Origin of the sequence: Sphingomonas flavida, from assembly GCF_036663655.1 — a bacterium.
Classification (GTDB): domain Bacteria; phylum Pseudomonadota; class Alphaproteobacteria; order Sphingomonadales; family Sphingomonadaceae; genus Sphingomonas.
The window spans coordinates 45,234-67,484 of the sequence record NZ_JAXOJH010000005.1 but is presented as its reverse complement, the minus strand read 5'-3'; the positions used below and the strand labels follow the sequence as shown (position 1 = coordinate 67,484).

Genomic DNA, 22,251 nt, shown 5'->3' with positions numbered 1-22,251 from the left:
GGGTTGGGCCCCCGCACAGTGCGGAGACTATCATGGCCACGGCAGCCCTGCCCGATACACGGACGTCCCAGCCGTCGGATGGCGATCGCCGCCGCGCGACGCGCTGGTTACAATCGCTCAACTTCTTCATGGCGGACATGCAGGCGGGCATCGGCCCGTTCCTAGGCGTGTTCCTGCAACAACGCGGGTGGCAGACGGGGCCGATCGGCACCGTCATGACGCTGGGCGGCGTGGCGGGCATGGTGATGACCGTGCCGGCGGGCGCGTTCATCGACCATACCGACAAGAAGCGCTGGGTCGTCGTCGTCACCGGTATCTGCACGGTGCTGGCATCCTTCCTGATCCTCTGGTCGCAAACGGGCATCGTCGTCGGGGTCAGCCAGGTGGCGACCGCCATTGCGGGCGCGGCGATCGGTCCCGCCGTGACCGGCATGACGCTGGGCGTCGTCCGGCAGAAGGGCTTCAACGCGCAGAACGGGCGCAACCAGGCGTGGAACCATGCGGGCAACATGGTCGGCGCGGGACTTTCGGGATTCATGGGCTGGAAGTTCGGCATGCCCGCCATCTTCTTTCTTGCCGCCGCGTTCGGCGTGCTGGCGATCATCTCGGTCCTGTCGATCCCCGAGCGGGCGATCGACCACCGCGCCGCACGCGGCCTGGAGGGCAAGGAAGGCGAGGATGACCAGGACGGCGGCCAGGCGGAAGGCTTCAAGGCACTGCTGTCCAACAAGCCGATGCTGATCCTGGCGGCGGCGCTGGCGTGTTTCCATCTGGGCAACGGCGCGATGCTGCCGCTGTACGGCATGGCCGTCGTCGGCGCGGGCAAGGGCGATGCGGCGATGTTCACCGCGACGACCGTGATGGTGGCGCAGGCGGTGATGATCGTCGCCAGCCTGGTCGCGATGAAGGTCGCCGCCGGGCGGGGCTATTGGCTGGTCCTGCTGATCTCGTTCGCCGCCTTGCCACTGCGCGGGTTCCTGGCGGGCAGCTTCATCGAGCATTGGGGCGTCTGGCCGGTCCAGGCGCTCGACGGCATCGGCGCGGGGTTGCAGAGCGTCGCGGTGCCCGGCCTCGTCGCCTGCCTGCTCAGCGGCACCGGCCGGGTCAATGTCGGCCAGGGTGCGGTCATGACCATCCAGGGTGTCGGCGCATCGCTGTCGCCCGCGATCGGCGGCTGGCTGGCGCAGGAACTGGGCTATCAGACGGCCTTCTACATCCTCGGTGGCTTTGCCGTGGCGAGCCTGGGCCTGTGGATCGGCTTTGCGGGCATTCTGCGCCCCGCCTGTTCCGGTGGAGCCAAGCCCGAGGAGGCACAGGCATGAGCGGTATCGCCTGGGTCCATATCGGCGACCTGCATCTGGACGAAGCGGACGACTGGCAGGGGCTCGACCGGCTGAACACTATCGTCGCGCAGGTGAATGCGCGGATGGGCGACGCGGACTTCGTCTTCGTACCCGGCGACAACGCCAATCACGGCACGCCCGCGCAATATGCCCGGATGGTCGAGGCGCTGGCACCGCTGTCGCTGCCATGGCGGATCATCCCCGGCGACCATGATTTCGAGCCGGGCGACCTGTCCGCCTATGACGCGGCGATCCCCGAGGCGAACCGGCCCGAGACCGAGGTCATCGCGGGCCATCGCTGCCTGTTCTTCGACATCGTCTCGGCCGGGGCGGGCGGGCCCGACTTCCGGCTGACCATGCACCACCGCAACCGGTTGGCCGAGGAACTGGCGCGGGCGAAGGCGTCGGGCGAAGTGCCCTTGATCTTCATGCACGCCTATCCCGGCGATCTGGCGGCCGATGGCGACCGGATCGCGCGCCAGTTCATCGACGGCGAGGTCGCCTTCGTCGATACCGGCCACACCCATTATAACGAACTGCTGAACGATGGCCGCGTCCTTTACGGCGCGACCCGTTCCACCGCGCAGATCGAGGAGGATGGCGGGGCGCCGGGCTTCACCATCGTCTGTGTTCAGGACCGGGTGGTCAGTTGGCGCTTCCGGCGGCTGGATGCGCCCTGGCCGCATGTCCAGATCGTATCGCCGGGCGACATCCGCCTGATCACGCGCCCGACCGATCCGCATCAGGTGCCCAGGCCCGGCGCGGTCGAGCTGGTGGCGCGGGTGTTCGGCGCGACCGACGATGCGCAGCCCGTCGCACGGGTCGGCGGGATCGACCTGCCGATGGTGCGCGGCGAGGACAGCCTGTGGCGCGCGAGCGTGACCCTGGCGGAAGGGCTGAACACCGTCGAGGTCCACTGCGGCACGGGCCATGACCGGATCGACTGTCTGGTCCGCGATGCCCATTCCATCCCGAAGCGCCGCCTGCCTGTGGCACCGGGCGAGGATTGCCATGCCATCGGCGCCTGGCCTATCGCCGGGATCGACGGGGCCCAGCTCGGCCCGAACAAGAATGGATGCGGATGGTGACCTTTGCCTATGGAGCCACCTGGGCGATTGCGGGGCTGTCCACCGCGGGGGTGATTGCGCGGCCGATGCGCTGGCCCGAATGGATCTGGGCGGTGGCGGGCGCGGTCCTGCTGATCGTGCTGGGGCTGATGCCTTGGCACGAGGCCGGGCAGGCAGTGGCCAAGGGCACTGACGTCTATCTCTTCCTGATCGGCATGATGCTGCTCAGCGAAACGGCGCGCGAGCATGGCGCATTCGACTGGATCGCGGCCACCGCCGTCAACATGGCGGGTCGGTCGCGCGCTAGGCTGTTCGCGCTCGTCTATGCGACCGGCGTGGTGGTCACGACCTTCATGTCCAACGACGCGACCGCCGTGGTGCTGACCCCGGCCGTGTTCGTCGCAGCCAAGAAGGCCAAGGCCGATCCGCTGCCCCTGCTCTTTGCCTGTGCGCTGATCGCCAATGCCGCCAGCTTCGTGCTGCCCATCTCCAACCCGGCCAATCTCGTTCTGTACGGCGGGCACATGCCGCCGCTGGGCGCGTGGATGAAGGCCTTTGCGCTGCCCTCGATCGCGTCGATCGCGGTAACCTTCGCGGTACTGCGTTTCACCCAGCGGGCACGGATTGCGGGGACGTGCGAGTGCGACGTGGCGCGCGATCCGCTGTCTACGGGCGGCAAGCTGGCGATTGCGGGCATCGTGCTGACCGCGCTGCTGCTGCTCGTCGTGTCGGCGCTGGATGCCGAACTTGGCCTGCCCACCGCGATCGCCGGGATCGCGACGGCGGTGATCGTGTCGCTGCTGGCCGGGCGCTCGCCGGTGACGCTGGCGAAGTCGGTATCCTGGGGCGTGCTGCCGCTGGTCGCCGGGCTGTTCGTGCTGGTCGAGGCGCTCGACCGGACCGGCGTGATCGCATGGGTGGCGCAGGGGCTTCGCGACATGCTGACCGATCCGACACGTGCGGCGGCGGTGTCGGGCACGACGCTGGCGTTCGTCAGCAATGCGATGAACAACCTGCCCGCCGGTCTCGTCGCCAGCAGCGCGATCGCTCAGGCGCATCCGCCGCAGATCGTCACCGACGCGCTGCTGATCGGTGTCGACCTGGGGCCGAACCTGTCGGTGACGGGATCGCTGGCGACGATCCTGTGGCTTCAGGCGATCCGCCGCGAAGGCGAGGATGTGAGCTTCCTCGCCTTCCTGAAGGTCGGTGCGGTGGCGATGCCGCTGGCGTTGCTGGCGGCGCTGGGGATGCGGTTGTTGATCGGGTAGGGGCCTATGGAAGAGGTTGGCGCGTTGCCTTCGACTTCGCTCAGGCTGAACGGAGTAAGGGTTTTGCTTCCGGCTTCAATTCGGCGGGGGGAATTGATCCCAAAGTCCGTTCAGCCTGAGCGAAGTCGAAGGCCAAGGGCTTACAGCGCCCCCAGGTCGATCGGCCCGTCCTTGTCCAGCCACTGCCCCGCCTCCGGCATTGGGTATTTCAGCCCGGTGGCGCAGTTGAACAGCACGACGCGCTCGTCCTCGTCGACCAGATTGTCGCGCACCGCCTGATTGTACGCCGCCAGCGTCGCGCCACCCTCGGGGCAGAGCAACAGGCCGTCCTTCTTCGCGCAGTCCTCCACCGCCTTCAGGATCGCAGGGTCACCCACCGCCAGCGCCGCGCCGCCGGACTCCCGCACCGCACGCAGGATCAGGAAGTCGCCGATGGCCTTGGGCACGCGAATCCCCGCCGCCACGGTCGCTGCGTCCTCCCAGCGTTCGGCATGCTCCTCGCCCGCCTCATACGCGCGGACGATGGGCGCGCAGCCGCTGGCCTGTACCGCATACATGCGCGGTCGCTTCGATCCGATCCAGCCCAGCCGCTCCATCTCGTCGAACGCCTTCCACATGCCGATCAGGCCGGTGCCGCCGCCGGTCGGATAGAAGATCGCATCGGGCAGTTCCCAGCCAAGTTGCGCGGCCAGTTCCAGCCCCATCGTCTTCTTGCCCTCGATCCGGTACGGCTCCTTCAGCGTGGAGAAGTCGAACCAGCGCCCCTCCGTCGCGCCGCGCCCGACGATCGCGCCGCATTCGTCGATCTGGCCGTTGACCCGCCAGACGCGCGCGCCCTGCGCGGCGATCTCGCGGACATTCACTTCCGGCGTTTCCTCCGGGCAGAGGATCACCGTCTCGATCCCGCAGCGCGCGGCATAGGCGGCCAGCGCCGCGCCCGCATTGCCGTTGGTCGGCATCGCGATCCGCGTCACGCCAAGTTCGCGCGCCATCGCCACCGCCATCACCAGCCCGCGCGCCTTGAACGATCCGGTGGGCAGCCGCCCCTCGTCCTTGACCAGCACCGTGTCCCCGCCCGAACGCGGGATGGGGATCAGCGGCGTCTCGATCTCGCCCAGCGACACGATGCTGCCAGTCCGCCGCACGGGCAGCAGTTCGCGCCAGCGCCACAGATCGGTGTCGCGCGCGGCGATCGCGTCGCGCGACACCGCCCGGCCCAGCGCCTCCAGGTCGTAGCGCACCAGCAGCGGCCGCCCGGCGCGCGACAGGCCGTGGAGCTGGTCCGCCTCGTAACGCTCGCCGGTCAGCGAGCATTCCAGATGGGTGACGAAGGTCGGGCGGTCTTCGGTGAGGTTGCGATTCATGGGGTCAGCCTATCGGCCGAAACCGCCCAGCGCCATAGGCTTAGCCCGGTGTCGCCGCCGATCCGGCGAGCAGGCCGCCGTCGATGGTGAATTCCGAACCGGTGATGTAGGTCGCCTCGTCCGAGGCCAGCATGACGGCGATCGCCGCCACTTCGTCCGGCTCGCCGAAACGCTTGAGCGGGGTGTCGGCGACCAGCGCGGCCATCTTAGCCGCGCGGTCGGGCCCGTCGCCCAGCATCGGTTCCCAGATCGGGGTCAGGATCGCGGCGGGGTGGATGGAGTTGCAGCGGATCCTCCACCCGGCCTGTGCGCAATAGAGCGCGACCGTCTTGCTATGGTTGCGGATCGCCGCCTTGGACGAGGCATAGGCCGCGGCACTCGGAATGCCGACCAACCCCGAGCGCGACGAGATGTTGATGATCGACCCCGCACCCGCCGCCTTCATCGCGCCGATGGCATAGCGACAGCCGAGGAACGTGCCGTCCAGATTGACCCGGTGCACCGCGCGCCAGTCCGCCAGGCTGGCATGTTCCGGGTCGTGGGATACGAAACCGTCCTCGAACCCGGTGATCCCGGCATTGTTGACGACGACATCGGCGGTGGGAACGGCCTGGGCCAACCGGGTCCAGTCGGCCTCTTCGGCAACGTCCAACCGTTCGAAGCGACAACCGAGCGCGTCGGCGGCGGCCCGGCCGGAGTCGGTATCGCGATCGGTCAGGATGACGGTCGCGCCTTCGTCGTGAAAGCGGCGGGCGATGGCGTAGCCGATCCCACGCGCGGCGCCGGTGACGACGCACGTCTTGTTGTGCAAGCGTTGCATAAATCTCTCGAAATGATGGGGCAGGTGGCGGCGTTTGCCGCTTCGTAAAGCCTGTGCCGCGTCAGCGGTGCCGCTGGATCATGTCGAGAACTCCCGGTGTCAGCTCCGTCCTACCACCGATCGGTATCGGCTTCATCCTGTTTGTCCGCGTGAACGGACTATCGCTTCGCCAGCTCCGCAATCTGCCGGTCGTGCACCCGCGACAGCGTCACCACCGCCGTCATCGCACCGATCAGGCACATCAGCATGTCCCATTGCGTGTCCCAGGGATCGCCTTGCGTCCCCAGAAACTCGTCCGCGCCCTGGCCCAATGCCATCGCCGCGCCGAACTCGACCAGTTCATAGGCGGCGCTCACCGCCAGGCAGCAGGCGATCACCAGGACGGTCAGCAGCGCGCCGCGTGCCAGACCGCCCAGCCGGATCAGCGCTTCGCGAAAGACGATGGCGGGCACGAAGCCCTGCGCGAAATGGCCCAGCCGGTCATAGGGATTGCGCGCCAGATGCAGCCAGTCCCGCACCCAGTCCCCGGCGGGCACCCGCGCATAGCTGTACGCGCCGCCGAGCATCAGGATCAGGCCATGAATTCCGATCAACGCCAGCGCCAGCCCGGTCAGCGGAAAGCGGTGTCGCAAGCCCCAGAGCAGCGGCAGCGCCACCAGCACCGGTGCGACCTCCATCCACCAGGTCGCCCGGTCGAACGGCTGCGTCCCGGAGGCGATCAGCCCCACCGCCCAGACCGCGCTCAGTAGCGTCAGTCGCATCCCGCTCCCTGTCATCGGCCCACCGTCATGCCGCGACGATAGCGGCGGAAGAGGGCAGGGCAAGCGCATCCCGGTTGCCCCGGCCGGCTCGGGATGCGAAGGGCGGGCATCCCATCAGGACAGGCCCGCCATGATCATACGCAGCGACGAATTTCAGGATGTCGAGGTGCCCGGCAGCGGCGCGATGCGGATGCACCTGTTCCGCCCGGCGGTCGACGGGCGCTTCCCCGGCATCCTCCTGTTCTCCGAAATCTATCAGGTGACGGCCCCCATCCGGCGGCTGGCGGCGATGCTGGCGGGGCAGGGTTATGTCGTCGCGGTGCCCGAGGTCTATCATGAATATGAGCCCGCCGGCACGGTGCTCGCCTATGACAAGCCCGGCACGGACCGGGGCAACGACCTGAAATTCACCAAGCCCGTGTCCGCCTATGATGCCGATGCGACGGCGGCCCTGACCGCGCTGGCCGCGCACCCGGCGTGCAACGGACGGCTGGGGACCTTCGGCGTGTGCCTGGGCGGGCATCTGGCGTACCGTGCGGCCCTCGACCCGCGCGTGGGGGCGGCGGCGTGCTTCTATGCGACCGACATCCATTCGGGCACGCTGGGCGAGGGACGCCATGACGACAGCCTGGCGCGGATGGACGCGCTGAAGGCCGAGACGATGTTCGTCTGGGGACGGCAGGATCCGCACGTCCCCTATGCCGGGCGCGAGGTGATCCGGGCGCGGCTGGAAGAGGTGGGCGCGTCCTATGAATGGCATGAGGTCGCGGGACAGCATGCCTTTCTGCGCGATGAAGGGCCGCGCTATGACCCGGCGTTGTTCCTGCAGGCGATGGGCTGGACGCTGGCGCTGTACGCACGCGCGCTGCGCTGACGGACGGCGACTGACGGGGGGCGGCCGGATCGGTCGCTTTCCGTTGCGGCGGCGTATTTCTTTGCCGAAGTTTAACGACTTGTGACCATTATGGGCGGAAACAGAGATGCTTCCCGCCTTATGCTGACTCGCTTATCATCGCGCCGCCGTCCGGGCACGACGCGTTCGATCCTGTCGGATCGGCGAGGGGCGACGATCGTCGAGTTCGCGCTGGTCGCGACACCCTTTATCGCGCTGATCCTGGCGATCCTCCAGACGAGCCTCGCCTATTTCGCGCAGGAAGCGCTGGAAAGCGCGGTCGAGATATCGGCGCGCAGCGTGGTGACGGGCCAGGCGCAGTTCGCCGATATCCAGTCGAGCGGCCAGGGCATGACCCCCGCCCAGTTGGCCGAGCGGTTCCGTCAGGCGGCGTGCAAGGGGCTGCCCGGCTTCATGTCGTGCGCGCGGCTCTATGTCGATGTGCGGCGCGCGGGGGCGGGCACGGTGCCCGGCGGCGAGGGCCTGGCGCTGACCTTTGACCAAAATGGGAAGCCGGCCAATGCCTTTTCCTATGACCTGGGGGCGCAGGGGTCGCTGGTGATGATCCGCTTCATCTATCTCTGGCCGATGCGGATCGCGCCGTCCGCCGACCTGTCGGGGGCGAGCAGCGGCCAGTCGGTGCTGATGGCGACATCGGTCTCCAAGTCGGAAGCCTATAGCTGATGCGCGCGATCGCGAAGATGCGCGCCCGGGCCGGGCTTGCGATATTGCGTGACCGACGCGGCGTGGCGATGGTGGAATTCGCGCTGGTGCTGCCGGTCATGCTGCTCCTGTATCTGGGCGGGGTGCAGTTGCAGGATGCCATGTCCTGCAAGCGCAAGGTGACGATCACCACCCGCGCCGCCGCCGACCTGGTCGCGCAGAACACGACCGGCACGACCACGGCCGCCGAAATCCAGGCCAATCTGCTCGCCGCTGCGCAGGTGATGCAGCCTTATGCGCCCGCCACGGCGCAGATCAGATTGACCGAGATCACGACCGACAGCCAGGGCCGGACCTTCATCATCTGGAGCCGTGGGCAGAACACCTATCCGTATCCGCGCGGTATACGGGTGCGGGTCAACCCCGCGATGAGCGCCCCGGGCAGCAGCTTTCTGGTCGCGCAGGTCAGCTATGACTATCGCCCGGCCGCGACCTTCGGCACGTTCGGCTCCATCAGACTCGACGACATCATATGGATGGTCCCGCGCAATACGGACCAGATCGCCTGTTCGGATTGCTGACCCTCATGAACCTGTCCTTCCTTCGCGCCGCGTTCGGCGTGCTTCGGCATCGCCGGGGCGCGGTGATGATGATGTTCGCCCTGGCCCTGCCGGTGCTGGTCTTCTCGATCGGCATGGGGATCGATTACGCCCGCGCGATGAAGGCGCGGACGAAGCTGAACGCGATCGCCGATTCTGCGGCGTTGTCCGCCGTCAGCAAGACCGCATTGGGAATGAGCGACGACGCGGCGGTGGCCTATGCCCTGCGTGTCTTCAACGCCCAGGCCACCAGCCTCGTCAATGCGGGCGAGATCGCCATCACGAACGTCGCAATCACCGCGCCGACCGACAATATGGGGCGGCGCAATGCCGTGGTCACTTACACGGGCACGTCGAACAACGTCTTCGCCGCCGTCCTGGGGGTGAACACGCTCGCCATCTCGGGCCAGTCCCAGACGACTAACGCGACCGCGCCCGACATCGATTTCTACATGCTGCTCGACGTGTCGAGTTCGATGGCCTTGCCCACGACCAGCGCCGGGCTGGCCAAGGTGGCGGCGAGCAATTCGCAGAAATGCCAGTTCGCCTGTCATTCGACCAATGACCTGACCGGCCGGGATGCGAACGGCAACGTCACCGATCTTTACGGCGTCGCCAAGTCCTATGGCCTGAACCTGCGCATCGACGAGGAGGGGGCCGCGCTTTCGAAGCTGGCGGACACGGCGACCAGCACGTCCAGCAAGAACGGCGCGCAGTATCAGATCGCGATCGCGACATTCCGGGGGAAAGGCGGCTTTGCCATTCTGCAGGGCAAGACGCCCCACATGGCGGACGCGGCGAGCAAGTCGAAGGATTTGAAGCCTTCGCTATTCTACAAAAACGGATGCCCGACATCGGCATGCCAATCGACCGAAGTCGGTTTCCGGGATACCGATACCGGCACCAGCGACGCGATGGACCAGATCAACAGCCAGTTGATCACCGCGCCCGGCACCGGCATCGGCACCGCCGCGGCGCAGGGGGTCATGTTCATCGTCACCGACGGGATGCGCGACGAATATCGCGCCAGCGGGGTGCCCGAGATTCCGCTCGAAACCGCCAAATGCGACATGATCAAGGCGCGCGGCATTCGGATCGCGGTGCTCTATACCGAATATCTGTCCGACGCGCTGACCGGTGATCCCTGGTCCGAGAAGAACGTCGCGCCCTATCTCTACAAGATCGAGCCCGCGCTCCAGGCCTGTGCGTCGCCCGGCCTTTATACCAAGGTATCGACCGATCAGGATATCGCGGCGGCGATGGGTGCCCTGTTCCAGACCGCCGTGGCGACCGCGCGCATCACCCGGTGACGCGCGCGGGGCGGGCGGCTTATCCCGCCAGCGCCTCGACCTGTTCGGCCAGTTCCAGCCAGCGCATCTCGGCCTCGTCCTTGTCCGCCCGCGCCTTTTCGATCGCCTTCATCAGCCGGTCGAACTGGGCGGGGTCCTTGGCATAGAGATCGGGGTCGGCCAGCTTGGCCTCGTCGCGCGCGATACCGGCTTCCAGCTCCTCGATCCGCTTGGGCAGCAGTTCGTAATCGCGCTGGTCCTTGTAGCTGAGCTTGGTCTTCGCCTGGGCAGGCGCGGCGGGGGAGGGTGCGGCCTTGGCGGCGGCCTTCTTCGCCTCGGGCGCGGCCTTGCGCTTGGCGACCCAGTCGGCATAGCCGCCCGCCACCACATCGACATTGCCCGACCCGTCGAGCCCCAGCGTCACCGTCACCGTGCGGTCGAGAAAGTCGCGATCGTGGCTGACGATCAGGACGGTCCCCTCGTAATCGCCGATCACCTCCTGCAACAGGTCGAGCGTCTCCAGGTCCAAGTCGTTGGTCGGCTCGTCGAGCACCAGCAGGTTCGATTCCCGCGCGAATTCACGGGCGAGCAGCAGGCGCGAGCGCTCACCGCCCGACAGCGTCCCGATCTTGGCCTCGGCCAGCGAGGGGTCGAACAGGAATTCCTTCAAATAGCCGTGGATGTGCTTGCGCACGCCGCGCACGTCGATCCAGTCGCCGCCATCGGCCACAACCTCGCGAACCCGCTTTTCCGGCGCCATCAACTTGCGCTGCTGGTCGATGATGATGCCGTCCAGCGTCTTGGCCAGGAACACGCTGCCCTCGTCGGGCTGGATCTCGCCGGTCAGCAGGCGCAACAGCGTCGTTTTCCCTGCGCCGTTCGAACCCACGATGCCGATCCGGTCGCCGCGCGTGACCTTCAGGGTCAGGTCCTTGATGATCGTGCGGTCGCCATAGCGCTTGGTGACATGCTCGGCCTTGATGACCTCCTTGGTCTTCACGTCGTCCGACGTGATGCCGAGCTTGGCCGCGCCCTGCGGCCCGATCATGGCGGCGCGGCTGGCGCGCATCTGCACCAGCTTTTCCAGGCGGCCCTGGTTGCGCTTGCGCCGCGCGGTCACGCCGCGGTGGAGCCAGTGCTCCTCGATCTTGAGTTTTGCGTCCAGCTTTTCGGCGGCGCGCTGTTCCTCGGCATAGACCTGTTCGGTCCACGCATCGAAGCCGCCGAAGCCGACCTCGTTGCGGCGCATCTGCCCGCGATCGAGCCACAGCGTCGACTTGGTCAGCCGGGTCAGGAAGGTCCGGTCGTGGCTGATGACGACGAACGCGCCGGTGAAGCGCTTCAGCCAGTCCTCCAGCCATTCGATCGCGGCGAGGTCGAGATGGTTGGTCGGCTCGTCGAGCAGCAGCACGTCCGGGTTCATCGCCAGCGCGCGCACGATCGCGGCGCGGCGGCGCTCGCCGCCGCTGGCGGTCGCGGCGTCGCGGGTCAGGTCGATGCCCAGTTGTCCGGCGATGGCATCGGCCTCATAGGCCTCCGGCGCATCGTCGCCCGCCAGGACATAGTCGGCCAGCGTCGTGCAGGCCGTCAGGTCGGGGTCCTGTTCCAGATAGACGACGTGGGTGCCCGGCACGATCACGCGCCGTCCCTCGTCGGAATCGATGATTCCGGCCATCAGCTTGAGGAGGGTCGACTTGCCCGCGCCGTTGCGCCCGATCAGCGCCAGCCGGTCGCGCGGACCGACATGGATATCGAGATGCCGGAAGAGCCAGCCCGAGCCTTGAACAAGGCCCAGGTCTTCGTAGGAAAGAACGGGTGCTGCCATGATAAGTGGCAGTTAGGGGCGGATCGGGAACCCGGCAAGCGCCCCATGCGCTGTCGCGCCGCTGTATGATCCATTCAGAGGCTGTTCAACGGTTGCCCGCTATGCCAGTTTCATGCCGATGACCGTCCTTCTGGCTCTGCTCGCCGCACCGATGGGCTCGCCGCCGATGATCCAACCGCCCCTGGACGTGGGTGGCGATCAGCGTCGCGGCGACCAGATCCGCGCCTATCAGCAGCGCAAGGAAGGCAACCTGTCGCTACGCGAGATCGAGGCGCGCGTGGTGCCCACCATGCGCGACTCGCAGTATATCGGCTTCGACTATGATGCGGGTGCGGCGGTTTACACGCTCAAATTCCTGCGCAATGGCACGGTCATCTGGGTGGAAGTGGACGGCCGCACGGGCAAGGTCATCGGTCGGACCGACGGCTGATGGCCGTGTCGTCCGGCACCCCAATGAATTTACAGGGAGTTTTGCGATGCGCGTTCTGATCGTCGAGGACGAGCCCAATCTCGGCCAGCAGTTGAAGAATACGCTGGAGGGCGCAGGATACGCCATCGACCTCGCCACCGATGGCGAGGAAGGGCATTTCCTGGGTTCGACCGAAAGCTACGACGCGATCGTCCTCGACCTGGGCCTGCCCGAGGTCGACGGGCTGACCGTGCTCGACCGTTGGCGCAAAGAGGGCAAGACGACGCCCGTCCTGGTCCTGACCGCGCGCGACAGCTGGTCGGACAAGGTCGCCGGGCTCGACGCGGGCGCGGACGACTATGTCGCCAAGCCGTTCCAGACCGAGGAACTGATCGCCCGGCTTCGCGCGCTGATCCGGCGCGCCAGCGGCAACGCCTCGTCCGAACTGACGGCGGGCGACGTCCGCCTCGACACCCGTTCGGGCAAGGTCACGCGGGCTGGCGAACCGGTGAAGCTGACCGCGCAGGAATATAAGCTGCTCTCCTATCTGCTTCATCACAAGGGCAAGGTGGTCAGCCGCACCGAGCTGATCGAACATATCTACGACCAGGATTTCGACCGCGATTCGAACACGATCGAGGTGTTCGTGACGCGTATCCGCAAGAAGCTGGGCCAGGACGTCATCACCACCATTCGCGGCCTGGGCTACAGCCTGGACGACCCGGCGGCGGGTGCGCCGACGGGCGGGGCGGCCTGATCGGCCATTCCCGGTGAAGGACGGACCCATCATGCGCCCGACCCTGCGGACGGGGTCGCTGTCGCGCCGCATGATCCTGATCGCCGCGGGGTGGATCATGGTCCTGCTGGCGGGCGGCGGCTTTGCGCTCGACCGGGTGCTGGTGTCCGCCGTCACGCAAAATTTCGACGATCGCCAGGCCTATGTGCTGAAGTCGCTGCTGGTGTCCGCCGGGATTGATTCGAACGGCGAGGTTTGGTTCAATCGGGAGCCCGCCGATCAGGGGTTTCTGGAGCCTGGCTCGGGCATCTACTGGCAGGTTTCCGGCAAGGGCTATGACCCCTTTCCGTCACGGTCGTTATGGGATCGGCGACTTGCTTATGGCCCGGTACGGAGCGACGACGACATCCACGTCTATACCAGTACCCAGTTCGCGGACGAAAAGCTGCGCATCGTCGAGCGTGACGTGAAGCTGCCCGGATCGAATGTCCGCTGGCGCTTTCAGGTGGCCCAGCGAACAACGGAACTCGATGCACAGGTCAGCGCGCTGCGCCGCATCCTGATCCGCAGCTTCGCGCTGTTGGGCGTCGGCCTGCTCCTGATGGCGGCGATGCAGACCTTCTACGGCCTCTACCCCTTGCGCCGCGTGCGTGAGGAGATCGCGGCGATGCGTGCGGGCAAGGCGGACCGGGTGTCCGACGCGATGCCCAACGAAGTCGCGCCGATGGTCGAAGAGCTGAACGCGCTCATCGAGCATAACGAGAAGCAGGCCGAGGAAGCGCGCCGTCACGCGGGGAACCTCGCCCATGCGCTCAAGACGCCGCTGACCGTCATCATGAACGCCGCCACCGCGCAGTCCGAGGATCTGGCCGAGACGGTGATCCGCGAGGCGCGCACGATGCGCCGCCAGGTCGACCATCACCTGGCGCGCGCCCGCGCGGTCGGGCGGCGCGGCTCGGCGCATAGCCGCGCGGAGGTCTGGCCCAGCCTGCAATCGGTCGAGCGCGCCGTCGGCCGCCTCTATCGCCATGTCCGCATCGATATCGACGGCCCCAAGGATCTGGTCGTCCATGTCGAGCGACAGGATCTGGACGAGATGCTCGGCAACCTGGTCGAGAATGCGGCCAAATATGGCGGCGGCAGCGTCTTCGTGACGGTCGGCGCGCAGGCGGGCTTCGTCGAGATTCTGGTCGAGGATGACGGCACCGGCATCCCCGAGAATGAACGCGTCCGCATATTCGACCGCGGCGTCCGGCTGGATACGGGCAAGCCAGGCACGGGTCTTGGCCTCGCCATCGTACGCGACGTGGCGGAGATTTACGGCGGCACCGTCTCGCTGGAGGAGAGCGAGGACCTGGGTGGCCTGCTGGTGCGGCTCAGGCTTCCGGCGGCGGTGGGGTGATATTGGTTCGCGCGGAGGCGCGGAGGGGGGGGCGGACGCGCGGTGATGTGGGGATTTGCACATCTTCGATGGGCGTTGCCGTCAACCGTAAATATTCCTCCCCTGCAAGGGGAGGGGGACCATCCGAAGGATGGTGGAGGGGTGTCACCCCTATCGAGAGCGGGACACCCTTCCGTCAGCGCTCCGCGCTGCCACCTCCCCTTACAGGGGAGGGATAACGGGGAAGCGGACCGCCGATCCAACAAGCCAGACCCCTCCGCGTCCTCCGCGCGAACCAAGATCAGGCCGCCACCGTCTCCAGCGCATCCATCGCCCGTGCCGCAATCCCGATCGAGCGTTTGCGCGCGTCGTGGTCGAAGATCGAGCTGACCACCATCACCTCGTCCACCTTGGTCCGCTCGATGAAGGCGGCGAGTTGGCGTTCCACGGTGGCAGGCGCACCGATCGCCGAGCAGGACAGGACGTGGTCGAGGATCGCCGAGCCTTGCGCGCCCAGGCTCTCGCGATAGCCGGGGACGGGCGGGGGCAGTTTGCCGGGGCGGCCGGTGCGCAGTGCGACGAAGGCCTGTTGCTGCGAGCTCGCCAGGAACTCGGCCTCTTCGTCGGTGTCGGCGGCGAAGACGTTGAAGCCCGCCATTGCATAGGGCTTGTCGAGCACCGCCGATGGCCGGAAGTCTCGGCGATAGACGGCCAGCGCATCGTCCAGCGCGTCGGGCGCGAAGTGCGAGGCAAAGGCATAGGGCAGGCCCAGCGCGGCGGCGAGCTGCGCGCCGTAGAGGCTGGATCCTAGGATCCACATCTGCGGCTTCGCGCCCGCACCGGGTGTCGCGACGATGCCGGTCTGGCCGTCATCGGCGAAATAGCTTTGCAGCTCCATCACGTCGCGGGGGAAGGCGTTGGGATCGCTGTCCAGTGTCCGGCGCAGTGCGCGCGCGACGCGCTGGTCCGATCCCGGCGCGCGGCCCAGGCCCAGGTCGATGCGGCCGGGGAACAGCGCGTCGAGCGTCCCGAACTGCTCGGCAATGGTCAGCGGCGCATGGTTGGGCAGCATGATGCCGCCCGCCCCGACGCGGATGGTCTTCGTCGCCTGCGCGACATGGCCCAGCACCACGGCGGTCGCCGCCGACGCGATGCCCGCCATGCCGTGATGCTCGGCGGTCCAATAACGGTGAAAGCCGACCGCCTCGGCATGAACGGCCAGGTCGGCGGCATTGGCCAGCGCCTGGGCCACGGTGCCGCCTTCAATGACGGGCACCAGATCGAGCAGCGAATAACGTGTCATATGAGACAGATGGGGACGCCGTAGCGCCCCCGCCAGCCAAGACCGGGTATCAGAAGGTCAAGCCATACTTCACCGCCATGCCCCGTTCGGGCGGAAGCGCCGCGATATGACCGGGATCACGCCGCCAGAAGAGATGCGTCGACAGCTCGCCGCGACCGACCATCACGCCGTGCCGCGCCTCGACCAGCAACTCCCGGCCGGTGGGGGCCAGGCTCATGCGCTGGGTCGTCCAGCCATCGACCGCGGCGGTCGCATAGTCCCAATGCGCGGGCAGCAGCAGGTCGAGCCTGCCGCTGTTCACGCGCAGCGGCTGCGACAGGCGCAGGTCGAACCGGTCGCCGCCGAACAGCCCGGCCTTGCCCGCCTCGACCGACCAGGACCGGCTTTGCAACATGCCGCCGCCCAGCCCGCCGCTGGCGCGGGTCCAGCCCTGGCGCCAACGCGCACCCAGCGCCCAGCCGCTCGCATCGCTCCACCGGGTGGCGGTGTCGGCGAACCAGCTGACCCCGCGCGCCTGGCCCAGCGCGCCGCCGAACCAGCCGCCGAGCACGGTCGCCCGCTCGTCCAGCCGGGTCATGCCCAGCGACAGGGCGACCGCGCCCAGGCGCCGGTCGATGGTGACCGCGCTCTGGTCGTAGCGTGGCGACGCGGTGCCGGGCACCGACGAGGCGAAGCGGCCGCTCTCGGCCATGACGTTCAGGCCGATGCCGCCCAGCATGTGCCGCATCGCGACCGAGGCGGTGGGCGCGCGGTCGGCGCCAAAGCCCGGATCGTTCAGCAGGAATGGCGCGCCAGCCTGTCCGGTCCACCCGGCGACCAGCGCGTCGCCGCCACTGGAAAAGCCCACGCCGATGGCGGTGGTCGGATCGAGGACCTGGGTCACGCTGCCCGCGACAATCCGGCGGGTCGGCGCGGCGACATCGCCGGGTACGGTCGAGCGCAACCGCGCCTCGCCCGGCATCTGCATGGCGCTGGTCAGCGCGATCGAGCGGCGGCCATCGCCGATCACCGCGCCCTCGACCCGGCCGAGCAAGGCGGGTGACAGCATCGCGCGCGGGCTGGCCTGCGCGATCGTGCCGGACACGTCGACCCGATAGGCGCGGGCATAGCCGTCGAGCGCGACCAGGCTGAGCGTGCCGGTGCGCGCGTCGCCCATGGCGGGGGACAGGCGCGCATTGATGCCCATGGCGACGGCGGCGGTCGTCCCCGCCGCGCTGCCCGCCACGTTCAACGCGCCGACCGGCTGGAACGCGGCGGTCAGGTCCAGCGTGCCGCGCCCATAGACGTCGTCGGTGCCGCTGGCCCCGCTGTCGCGCGCGGTCTTCAGCAGCAGGTCGACGATCTGCGCGCCGGTCAGGTTCGGAAAGGCCTGGGCCAGCAGGGCGGCCGCGCCGCTGATCTGCGGTGCGGCAAAGGACGTGCCCGACCAGAGATAGCGTTTGCCGGTGGCGTCGGGGGCCTCCACCTGCTCGCCCAGCGCGGTCAGGTAGTGCGCGGCGGTCTGTCCGGCACGGTTGCTGAAGGTCGAGATGGTGCCCGTGGTCCCGACCGATCCGGCGACGATCACCTGCCCGCGCGACACGGTGTTGTCGTTGGCGATCTGCGCCATCAGCGTCGGGTTGGACTCGCCGTTATTGCCTGCCGAGAAGACCAGGACCATACCCGCCGCCGTCGCCCGGTTGATCGCGCTCAGCAGCGCGGCGGGCGGCGTGTCGTTGGACCCCAGCGAGATGTTGACGACCCGCGCGCCCGCCAGCCGTGCGGTATCGAGCCCCCGGGCGATCGCGTCCGACGAAAAGGCGCAGTTGCCCACCCCCGCGCTGGTCGTGCCGCTGGCGCAGCTGCCCGGCTGGTCGGCGCGCAGGACGACCAGCGTGGCATCGAAGGCGACGCCCTGCGCCTTGTTGCCGCCGCGACCGCCGACCGCCGTGAAGGCCACCGCCGTGCCGTGGCCGCCCTCGTCCGCCGTGCCGCGCGAGCCGCCCGCGACATCGGCCGACGCCGACGAAATACGGCCGTCGAACAGGCCGGTCCGCGTATCGAGCCCGGAGTCGATGACGCCCAGCGTGACGCCCGCCCCCGTCGCGCCGCGCTGATAGGCGGCGAGCGCATTCATCGCCACCGCGCCCTGCGTCGCGCGGTAACCGGCGGTATCGTAATTCTGCCTGGGCGTTGCCGTGGGAGTCGGTGAGGGTGAGGGTGTCGGCGTCGTGATCGTCGTGGAAATGGGCGTCGTGGTCGTCACCGGCTGGCTGGAGGGAGATTGAACCGCTCCGCTGCCACCGCCGCATGCGGTCAACGTCGCACCCGCGCAGCCCAGCGCAATTCCCAGGCGAGCGATACGCTCCGCCTTCTGCGCACCGCGCATCCGATAGTCCTGCCCCATTTGCCCCGATTCGCTCTTCGATTTCCCCGCCTTTACGCGACAAACGATTACGAAAGCATGATTTTGGTCCATCAAGGCGTGCAAATGTGACGGTTATGGACACTGTCGGGATTCGGGGGCGCGACACCCGGCCGTCCGCCATGGCTTGCGACCCCACGCGGCCGCGCCTACACGCTGGCCGCGATGCTGCCCGCGCTTGCCCATATCGACGCCTGGATCTTTGATCTGGACAACACGCTCTATCCGGCGAGCGCGAATCTGTTCTCGCACATCGACCGACGGATGACGGCGTTTGTCGGCGAACTGCTGGGGGTGGAGGCCGAAGAGGCGTTCCACATCCAGAAGACCTATTTCCACGCGCACGGCACGACGCTGGCCGGGTTGATGGCCGAGCATGACGTCGATCCCGCCGCCTTCCTGTCCTATGTCCACGATATCGAGATGGACGTGCTGGAGGCGGATGCGCCGCTCGCCGCCGCGCTGGCCAAGCTGCCGGGGCGCAAGCTGGTCTTCACCAATGGCGACAAGCCCTATGCGCTGAAGGTCCTCGACCGGCTGGGGCTGGGCAGCCATTTCGAGGCGGTGCACGACATCACCGCCATGGGCCTGGTGCCCAAGCCGCAGCCGTCCGCCTATGCGGGCCTGTGCGCGGCGTTCGACATCGACCCGACACGGGCGATCTTCTTCGAGGACATGGCCCGCAACCTGATCCCCGCCAAGGCGATCGGGATGACGACCGTGTGGGTCGACAACGGTTCCGAACAGGGGCCCGAGGCCGCCCGCGAGCATATCGATTACACCGTCCACGCGCTGACGCCGTGGCTGACCAGCATATTGGAGGATTGACCATGAGCCAGGATCTGGCCGCGACCATCGACGCCGCCTGGGAAAACCGTGCCGAGCTGACCTTCGCGACGCAGGGTGAGGAACGGATCGCCGTCGACCGCGCGCTGGCGCTGCTCGACCGGGGCGAGGCGCGCGTGGCCGAACCCGACGGTGATGGCGGCTGGACCGTTAACCAGTGGCTGAAAAAGGCGGTGCTGCTGTCGTTCCGCCTGAACGACAATGTCCTGATCGACAATGGTCCGGGCGCGGGCCACTGGTTCGACAAGGTGCCGTCGAAGTTCAGCGGCTGGTCGGAAGCCGATTTCCGCGCCGCCGGTTTCCGCGCGGTGCCCGGCTCGGTCGTGCGGCGCGGCGCGCATGTCGCCAAGGGCGCGATCCTGATGCCCAGCTTCGTCAACATCGGCGCCTATGTCGGTGAAGGCACGATGGTCGACACCTGGGCGACCGTCGGCAGCTGCGCGCAGATCGGCAAGAATGTCCACCTGTCGGGCGGTGCCGGCATCGGCGGCGTGCTCGAGCCGCTCCAGGCCGATCCCGTCATCATCGAGGATGGCGCATTCATCGGCGCGCGCGCCGAAGTGGCCGAGGGCGTCCGCGTCGGCGAGGGCGCGGTGCTGTCGATGGGCGTGTATCTGGGCGCCTCGACCAAGATCATCGACCGCGAGACGGGTGAGGTCTTCCGGGGCCATGTGCCGCCTTACTCGGTGGTGGTGCCCGGCACGACCCCGTCGGTCGACGGCAAGCCGGGGTTGTATTGCGCGGTGATCGTCAAGCGGGTGGACGCGCAGACGCGGTCGAAGACCAGCATCAACGACCTGTTGCGGGATTGATGGTTTCTGACATTTGACCCTTGGCACGCCCCTCCCGCAAGCGGGAGGGGATGGGGGAGGGCAAGGCCACGGACGACGGACTCCGTGACACTCCCGCCCTCCCCGAACCCCTCCCGCCTGCGGGAGGGGCTTACCGCTTGGGGATAGGGTTTCCCTACAACCCCACGCGTTTGGCCAACCACTTGGCCGCCGCTTCCGGGCTCTCTTTCGCGGCATCGTCCCGGTCCACCCGGTAATTCGCCTCGCGCATCACCTCGACCGGGATCCGGTTCAGCATCGGCCCCAGCGCCTGCACGAACCGCGCATCCCCCGCCCGGTCCTTCGCCACCAGCAGCACCGCGTTATAGCCCGGTATCGCCCGCTTCGGATCGGCCAGCACCGTCAGCCGCTCCGCCGCGATCCGCCCGTCCGAGGAAAAGGCCGAGATCACATCCGCCCGCCCGCTCTCCAGCGCGCGGTACATGAAGGTCGGGCTGTACGGCGTCATGCTCGCGAACCGCAGGCCATAGGCATTGCGCACCGCCGCCCATTCGGGACGGTCGAGAAATTCCAGGTCACTGCCCAGTTTTAACGACGGTGCCCGGCCCGACAGATCGGCGAGCGAGCGCACCCCCAGCCGCTGCGCCAGCGGCGTCTTCATCGCAAAGGCATAGGCGTTCTCGAAGCCCAGCGGACCCAGCATCGTGACATCGCGGGTGGCCGCCCAGTCCTTCAGCGCGCCCAGCATCGCCGCACGCGGCGGCGCGTCCTGCCGGTGCATCGCGGTCGTCCACAGCGTGCCCGCATAATCGACATAGACATCCACGCGCCCGCTCGCCGTCGCCTCGAACGCCACGGTCGAACCCAGGCCATCGCGATAGCTGACATCATAGCCCGCCTGCGTCAGCCGGTCGCCGATCAGCCGCGCCAGGATATATTGCTCGGAGAAGTTCTTCGCCCCGATCACCACCTGAGCCCGCGCATCGTGACCGCGCGGCCAGAGCGGCTGGGTCGCCAGCGCGATGCCCAGCGCCAGCGCGACCAGCCCGCCGAGCCACATCCAGCGCCGCCGTGCCGCCAGCCCGCGCTCGATCAGCCCGATCAGCGCATCGACCACCAGCGCCAGCGCGGCGGCGGCGAAGCATCCCGCCAGCACCAGCGCCCAGGCCTGGGTCTGGAGCCCGGCAAAGATCAGGTCGCCGAGCGAGGGTTGCCCCACCGTCGTCGACAGGGTGGCCGCGCCGATCGTCCAGACCGCCGCCGTCCGTATCCCCGCCGCCAGCACCGGGGCGACCAGCGGCGCCTCGACCAGTCGCAGCTTTTGGGCGCGCGTCATCCCCACCGCATCGGCCGCCTGTAGGACCGCCGGATCGAGCCCGACCAGCCCCGTCACGCCGTTGCGCAGGATCGGCAGCAGCGCATACAGCGTCAGCGCGAGCAGCGAGGGAAGGAAGCCCAGCGCCGGTATCCCGCCGCCGACCAGTCCCGACAGGCTGAGCAGCACCGGATAGAACAGCGCCAACAGCGCCAGCGCCGGAATCGTCTGGACCAGGCTGGCGAACCCCAGCGCCACCCGCGACAGTCCCGGCCGCCGCGCACAGGCAAAGGCCAGCGGCACCGCGATCAGGATACCGAGCAGCAGCGCGGCCATGCTGACCAGCACATGCTGCGCGAGCAGCGGCGGCACCCGGCCAAGCGCGTCGAGAAAGGCGCTCATGCCTTGAGCGCCGCCAGCCGTTCGGCCTGATGCCGGGGAACCGCCATCAGTTCCTGTGCCGCGTCGCCCCCTTCGCCGTTCACCAGTTGCGCGGGCGTCGCATCGGCGACGATCCGGCCCGTCTCCATCACCAGCACGCGCGTCGCGGTCAGCAGCGCCTCGGCCATGTCGTGCGTGACCAGAATTGTCGTCAGGCCCAACCGCTCGTGCAATTCGACCAGCCGCCCCGCCACCGCATCGCGCCTGACCGGGTCGAGCGCACCCAGCGCCTCGTCGAGCAGCAGGATCGGCGGCTCGGCCGCCAGCGCGCGGGCGATGGCGACACGCTGTCGCTGCCCCCCCGACAGCGCATCGGGCATCCGCCCGGCGACCTCGTGCGGCAGGTCGACCAGATCGAGCAATTCGCCCACCCGGTTGCCCACGCCACGCCCCGCGATCGTCAGCCCGATGGCGATGTTCGCCGCGACCGTCATGTGCGGGAACAGGCCGTGTTGCTGAAAGACATAGCCGATCCGGCGGCGCAGCCGGGGGGCGGGCTCGGCTGTGACGTCGCGACCGTCGATCAGGACGCGACCTGTGTCGGGCTCCTCCAGCCGGTTGATCATGCGCAACAGCGTCGATTTGCCCGAACCCGACGCGCCGACCAGCGCGACGAAACTGCCACGCGCAAACTCCAGCGAGACATGGTCGACCGCCGCGACCGCACCATAGCGGCGGCTGACATCGTCGAGCGTGATGATGGGGGCGGGGGTGCTCACGCCGCCCTTAACGCG

Annotated in this window: 20 protein-coding genes; 12 read left to right on the top strand and 8 right to left on the bottom strand. The window is 68.1% G+C overall.

The window, feature by feature from the left end; translation table 11 throughout:
* The first annotated feature begins 32 nt into the window (after window positions 1-32).
* From U1703_RS07490 to U1703_RS07480, 3 genes are read left to right on the top strand one after another with little or no spacing between them, the layout of a single operon-like run.
* Window positions 33-1,322, top strand: a complete 1,290-nt coding sequence (locus U1703_RS07490) for an MFS transporter (RefSeq protein WP_332785190.1) — start codon at window positions 33-35, stop codon at window positions 1,320-1,322.
* Window positions 1,319-2,431: a metallophosphoesterase family protein gene (locus tag U1703_RS07485; protein WP_332785189.1), complete on the top strand. Its 1,113-nt coding sequence runs from the start codon at window positions 1,319-1,321 to the stop codon at window positions 2,429-2,431. The genes U1703_RS07490 and U1703_RS07485 overlap by 4 nt, the downstream gene beginning before the upstream one ends.
* The gene (locus tag U1703_RS07480) at window positions 2,428-3,678 is read left to right on the top strand and encodes an arsenic transporter (RefSeq protein WP_332785188.1); all 1,251 of its coding nucleotides are present in this window, start codon (window positions 2,428-2,430) and stop codon (window positions 3,676-3,678) included. Before U1703_RS07485 ends, U1703_RS07480 begins: the two co-directional genes overlap by 4 nt.
* Window positions 3,679-3,818: 140 nt before the next feature.
* Here U1703_RS07480 and U1703_RS07475 read toward each other — a convergent pair whose 3' ends face one another.
* The 3 genes from U1703_RS07475 to U1703_RS07465 form a co-directional block, all read right to left on the bottom strand.
* On the bottom strand, window positions 3,819-5,042 hold the full coding sequence (locus U1703_RS07475) for a threonine synthase (protein WP_332785187.1): 1,224 nt from the start codon (window positions 5,040-5,042) through the stop codon (window positions 3,819-3,821).
* Between the two features lie 40 nt (window positions 5,043-5,082).
* A complete protein-coding gene (locus U1703_RS07470; protein WP_332785186.1) occupies window positions 5,083-5,862 on the bottom strand; it encodes an SDR family oxidoreductase in 780 nt (259 codons plus the stop codon).
* 158 nt (window positions 5,863-6,020) lie between these two features.
* Window positions 6,021-6,623 (bottom strand): DUF2238 domain-containing protein, encoded by a 603-nt coding sequence (locus U1703_RS07465; protein ID WP_332785185.1) that lies wholly within the window; start codon window positions 6,621-6,623, stop codon window positions 6,021-6,023.
* A gap of 130 nt (window positions 6,624-6,753) precedes the next feature.
* On the opposite strand from U1703_RS07465, the gene U1703_RS07460 reads away from it, so the two are divergent.
* From U1703_RS07460 to U1703_RS07445, 4 genes are all read left to right on the top strand, one after another.
* On the top strand, window positions 6,754-7,497 hold the full coding sequence (locus U1703_RS07460) for a dienelactone hydrolase family protein (RefSeq protein ID WP_332785184.1): 744 nt from the start codon (window positions 6,754-6,756) through the stop codon (window positions 7,495-7,497).
* 120 nt (window positions 7,498-7,617) lie between these two features.
* On the top strand, window positions 7,618-8,199 hold the full coding sequence (locus tag U1703_RS07455; protein WP_332785183.1) for a TadE/TadG family type IV pilus assembly protein: 582 nt from the start codon (window positions 7,618-7,620) through the stop codon (window positions 8,197-8,199).
* Window positions 8,199-8,759, top strand: coding sequence for a TadE/TadG family type IV pilus assembly protein (locus U1703_RS07450; RefSeq protein WP_332785182.1), 561 nt, complete (start codon window positions 8,199-8,201; stop codon window positions 8,757-8,759). The genes U1703_RS07455 and U1703_RS07450 overlap by 1 nt, the downstream gene beginning before the upstream one ends.
* Before the next feature lie 5 nt (window positions 8,760-8,764).
* Window positions 8,765-10,087, top strand: coding sequence for a TadE/TadG family type IV pilus assembly protein (locus U1703_RS07445; protein ID WP_332785181.1), 1,323 nt, complete (start codon window positions 8,765-8,767; stop codon window positions 10,085-10,087).
* A gap of 19 nt (window positions 10,088-10,106) precedes the next feature.
* Here U1703_RS07445 and U1703_RS07440 read toward each other — a convergent pair whose 3' ends face one another.
* The gene (locus U1703_RS07440) at window positions 10,107-11,891 is read right to left on the bottom strand and encodes an ABC-F family ATP-binding cassette domain-containing protein (RefSeq protein ID WP_332785180.1); all 1,785 of its coding nucleotides are present in this window, start codon (window positions 11,889-11,891) and stop codon (window positions 10,107-10,109) included.
* A gap of 112 nt (window positions 11,892-12,003) precedes the next feature.
* On the opposite strand from U1703_RS07440, the gene U1703_RS07435 reads away from it, so the two are divergent.
* The 3 genes from U1703_RS07435 (at window position 12,004) to U1703_RS07425 (ending at window position 14,438) form a co-directional block, all read left to right on the top strand.
* Entirely contained in the window at window positions 12,004-12,321 is a 318-nt protein-coding gene (locus U1703_RS07435) for a hypothetical protein (RefSeq protein WP_414712010.1), read from the top strand.
* Between the two features lie 46 nt (window positions 12,322-12,367).
* On the top strand, window positions 12,368-13,057 hold the full coding sequence (locus tag U1703_RS07430) for a response regulator transcription factor (RefSeq protein WP_320451545.1): 690 nt from the start codon (window positions 12,368-12,370) through the stop codon (window positions 13,055-13,057).
* Window positions 13,058-13,127: 70 nt separating this feature from the next.
* Entirely contained in the window at window positions 13,128-14,438 is a 1,311-nt protein-coding gene (locus U1703_RS07425; RefSeq protein WP_443025779.1) for a sensor histidine kinase, read from the top strand.
* A gap of 280 nt (window positions 14,439-14,718) precedes the next feature.
* On the opposite strand, the gene U1703_RS07420 is transcribed toward U1703_RS07425, so the two are convergent.
* Window positions 14,719-15,720, bottom strand: coding sequence for an LLM class flavin-dependent oxidoreductase (locus tag U1703_RS07420; protein ID WP_320451547.1), 1,002 nt, complete (start codon window positions 15,718-15,720; stop codon window positions 14,719-14,721).
* 49 nt (window positions 15,721-15,769) lie between these two features.
* Complete coding sequence (locus U1703_RS07415) at window positions 15,770-18,088, bottom strand: S8 family serine peptidase (protein ID WP_332785178.1); 2,319 nt, start codon at window positions 18,086-18,088, stop codon at window positions 15,770-15,772.
* 201 nt (window positions 18,089-18,289) lie between these two features.
* Between U1703_RS07415 and U1703_RS07410 the strand changes: the two genes are divergently transcribed.
* Both U1703_RS07410 and dapD read left to right on the top strand, forming a co-directional pair.
* Complete coding sequence (locus tag U1703_RS07410; RefSeq protein WP_332785177.1) at window positions 18,290-18,952, top strand: pyrimidine 5'-nucleotidase; 663 nt, start codon at window positions 18,290-18,292, stop codon at window positions 18,950-18,952.
* A gap of 2 nt (window positions 18,953-18,954) precedes the next feature.
* Window positions 18,955-19,782, top strand: a complete 828-nt coding sequence (gene dapD / locus U1703_RS07405) for a 2,3,4,5-tetrahydropyridine-2,6-dicarboxylate N-succinyltransferase (protein WP_332785176.1) — start codon at window positions 18,955-18,957, stop codon at window positions 19,780-19,782.
* A gap of 154 nt (window positions 19,783-19,936) precedes the next feature.
* On the opposite strand, the gene U1703_RS07400 is transcribed toward dapD, so the two are convergent.
* Together U1703_RS07400 and U1703_RS07395 are read right to left on the bottom strand one after the other, a co-directional pair.
* Window positions 19,937-21,478: a glycine betaine ABC transporter substrate-binding protein gene (locus tag U1703_RS07400; protein WP_332785175.1), complete on the bottom strand. Its 1,542-nt coding sequence runs from the start codon at window positions 21,476-21,478 to the stop codon at window positions 19,937-19,939.
* Window positions 21,475-22,236, bottom strand: coding sequence for an ATP-binding cassette domain-containing protein (locus U1703_RS07395; protein WP_332785174.1), 762 nt, complete (start codon window positions 22,234-22,236; stop codon window positions 21,475-21,477). Before U1703_RS07395 ends, U1703_RS07400 begins: the two co-directional genes overlap by 4 nt.
* Window positions 22,237-22,251: the final 15 nt, after the last annotated feature.

Coding starts and splice junctions, on each gene's coding strand:
- U1703_RS07460 (WP_332785184.1), top strand. CDS start 6,754: ATGATCATACGCAGCGACGAATTTCAGGATGTCGAGGTGCCCGGCAGC.
- U1703_RS07485 (WP_332785189.1), top strand. CDS start 1,319: ATGAGCGGTATCGCCTGGGTCCATATCGGCGACCTGCATCTGGACGAA.
- U1703_RS07415 (WP_332785178.1), bottom strand. CDS start 18,088: ATGCGCGGTGCGCAGAAGGCGGAGCGTATCGCTCGCCTGGGAATTGCG.
- U1703_RS07400 (WP_332785175.1), bottom strand. CDS start 21,478: ATGAGCGCCTTTCTCGACGCGCTTGGCCGGGTGCCGCCGCTGCTCGCG.
- U1703_RS07410 (WP_332785177.1), top strand. CDS start 18,290: ATGCTGCCCGCGCTTGCCCATATCGACGCCTGGATCTTTGATCTGGAC.
- U1703_RS07440 (WP_332785180.1), bottom strand. CDS start 11,891: ATGGCAGCACCCGTTCTTTCCTACGAAGACCTGGGCCTTGTTCAAGGC.
- U1703_RS07475 (WP_332785187.1), bottom strand. CDS start 5,042: ATGAATCGCAACCTCACCGAAGACCGCCCGACCTTCGTCACCCATCTG.
- U1703_RS07455 (WP_332785183.1), top strand. CDS start 7,618: ATGCTGACTCGCTTATCATCGCGCCGCCGTCCGGGCACGACGCGTTCG.
- dapD (WP_332785176.1), top strand. CDS start 18,955: ATGAGCCAGGATCTGGCCGCGACCATCGACGCCGCCTGGGAAAACCGT.
- U1703_RS07420 (WP_320451547.1), bottom strand. CDS start 15,720: ATGACACGTTATTCGCTGCTCGATCTGGTGCCCGTCATTGAAGGCGGC.
- U1703_RS07450 (WP_332785182.1), top strand. CDS start 8,199: ATGCGCGCGATCGCGAAGATGCGCGCCCGGGCCGGGCTTGCGATATTG.
- U1703_RS07470 (WP_332785186.1), bottom strand. CDS start 5,862: ATGCAACGCTTGCACAACAAGACGTGCGTCGTCACCGGCGCCGCGCGT.
- U1703_RS07425 (WP_443025779.1), top strand. CDS start 13,128: ATGATCCTGATCGCCGCGGGGTGGATCATGGTCCTGCTGGCGGGCGGC.
- U1703_RS07490 (WP_332785190.1), top strand. CDS start 33: ATGGCCACGGCAGCCCTGCCCGATACACGGACGTCCCAGCCGTCGGAT.
- U1703_RS07435 (WP_414712010.1), top strand. CDS start 12,004: ATGCCGATGACCGTCCTTCTGGCTCTGCTCGCCGCACCGATGGGCTCG.
- U1703_RS07430 (WP_320451545.1), top strand. CDS start 12,368: ATGCGCGTTCTGATCGTCGAGGACGAGCCCAATCTCGGCCAGCAGTTG.
- U1703_RS07465 (WP_332785185.1), bottom strand. CDS start 6,623: ATGCGACTGACGCTACTGAGCGCGGTCTGGGCGGTGGGGCTGATCGCC.
- U1703_RS07445 (WP_332785181.1), top strand. CDS start 8,765: ATGAACCTGTCCTTCCTTCGCGCCGCGTTCGGCGTGCTTCGGCATCGC.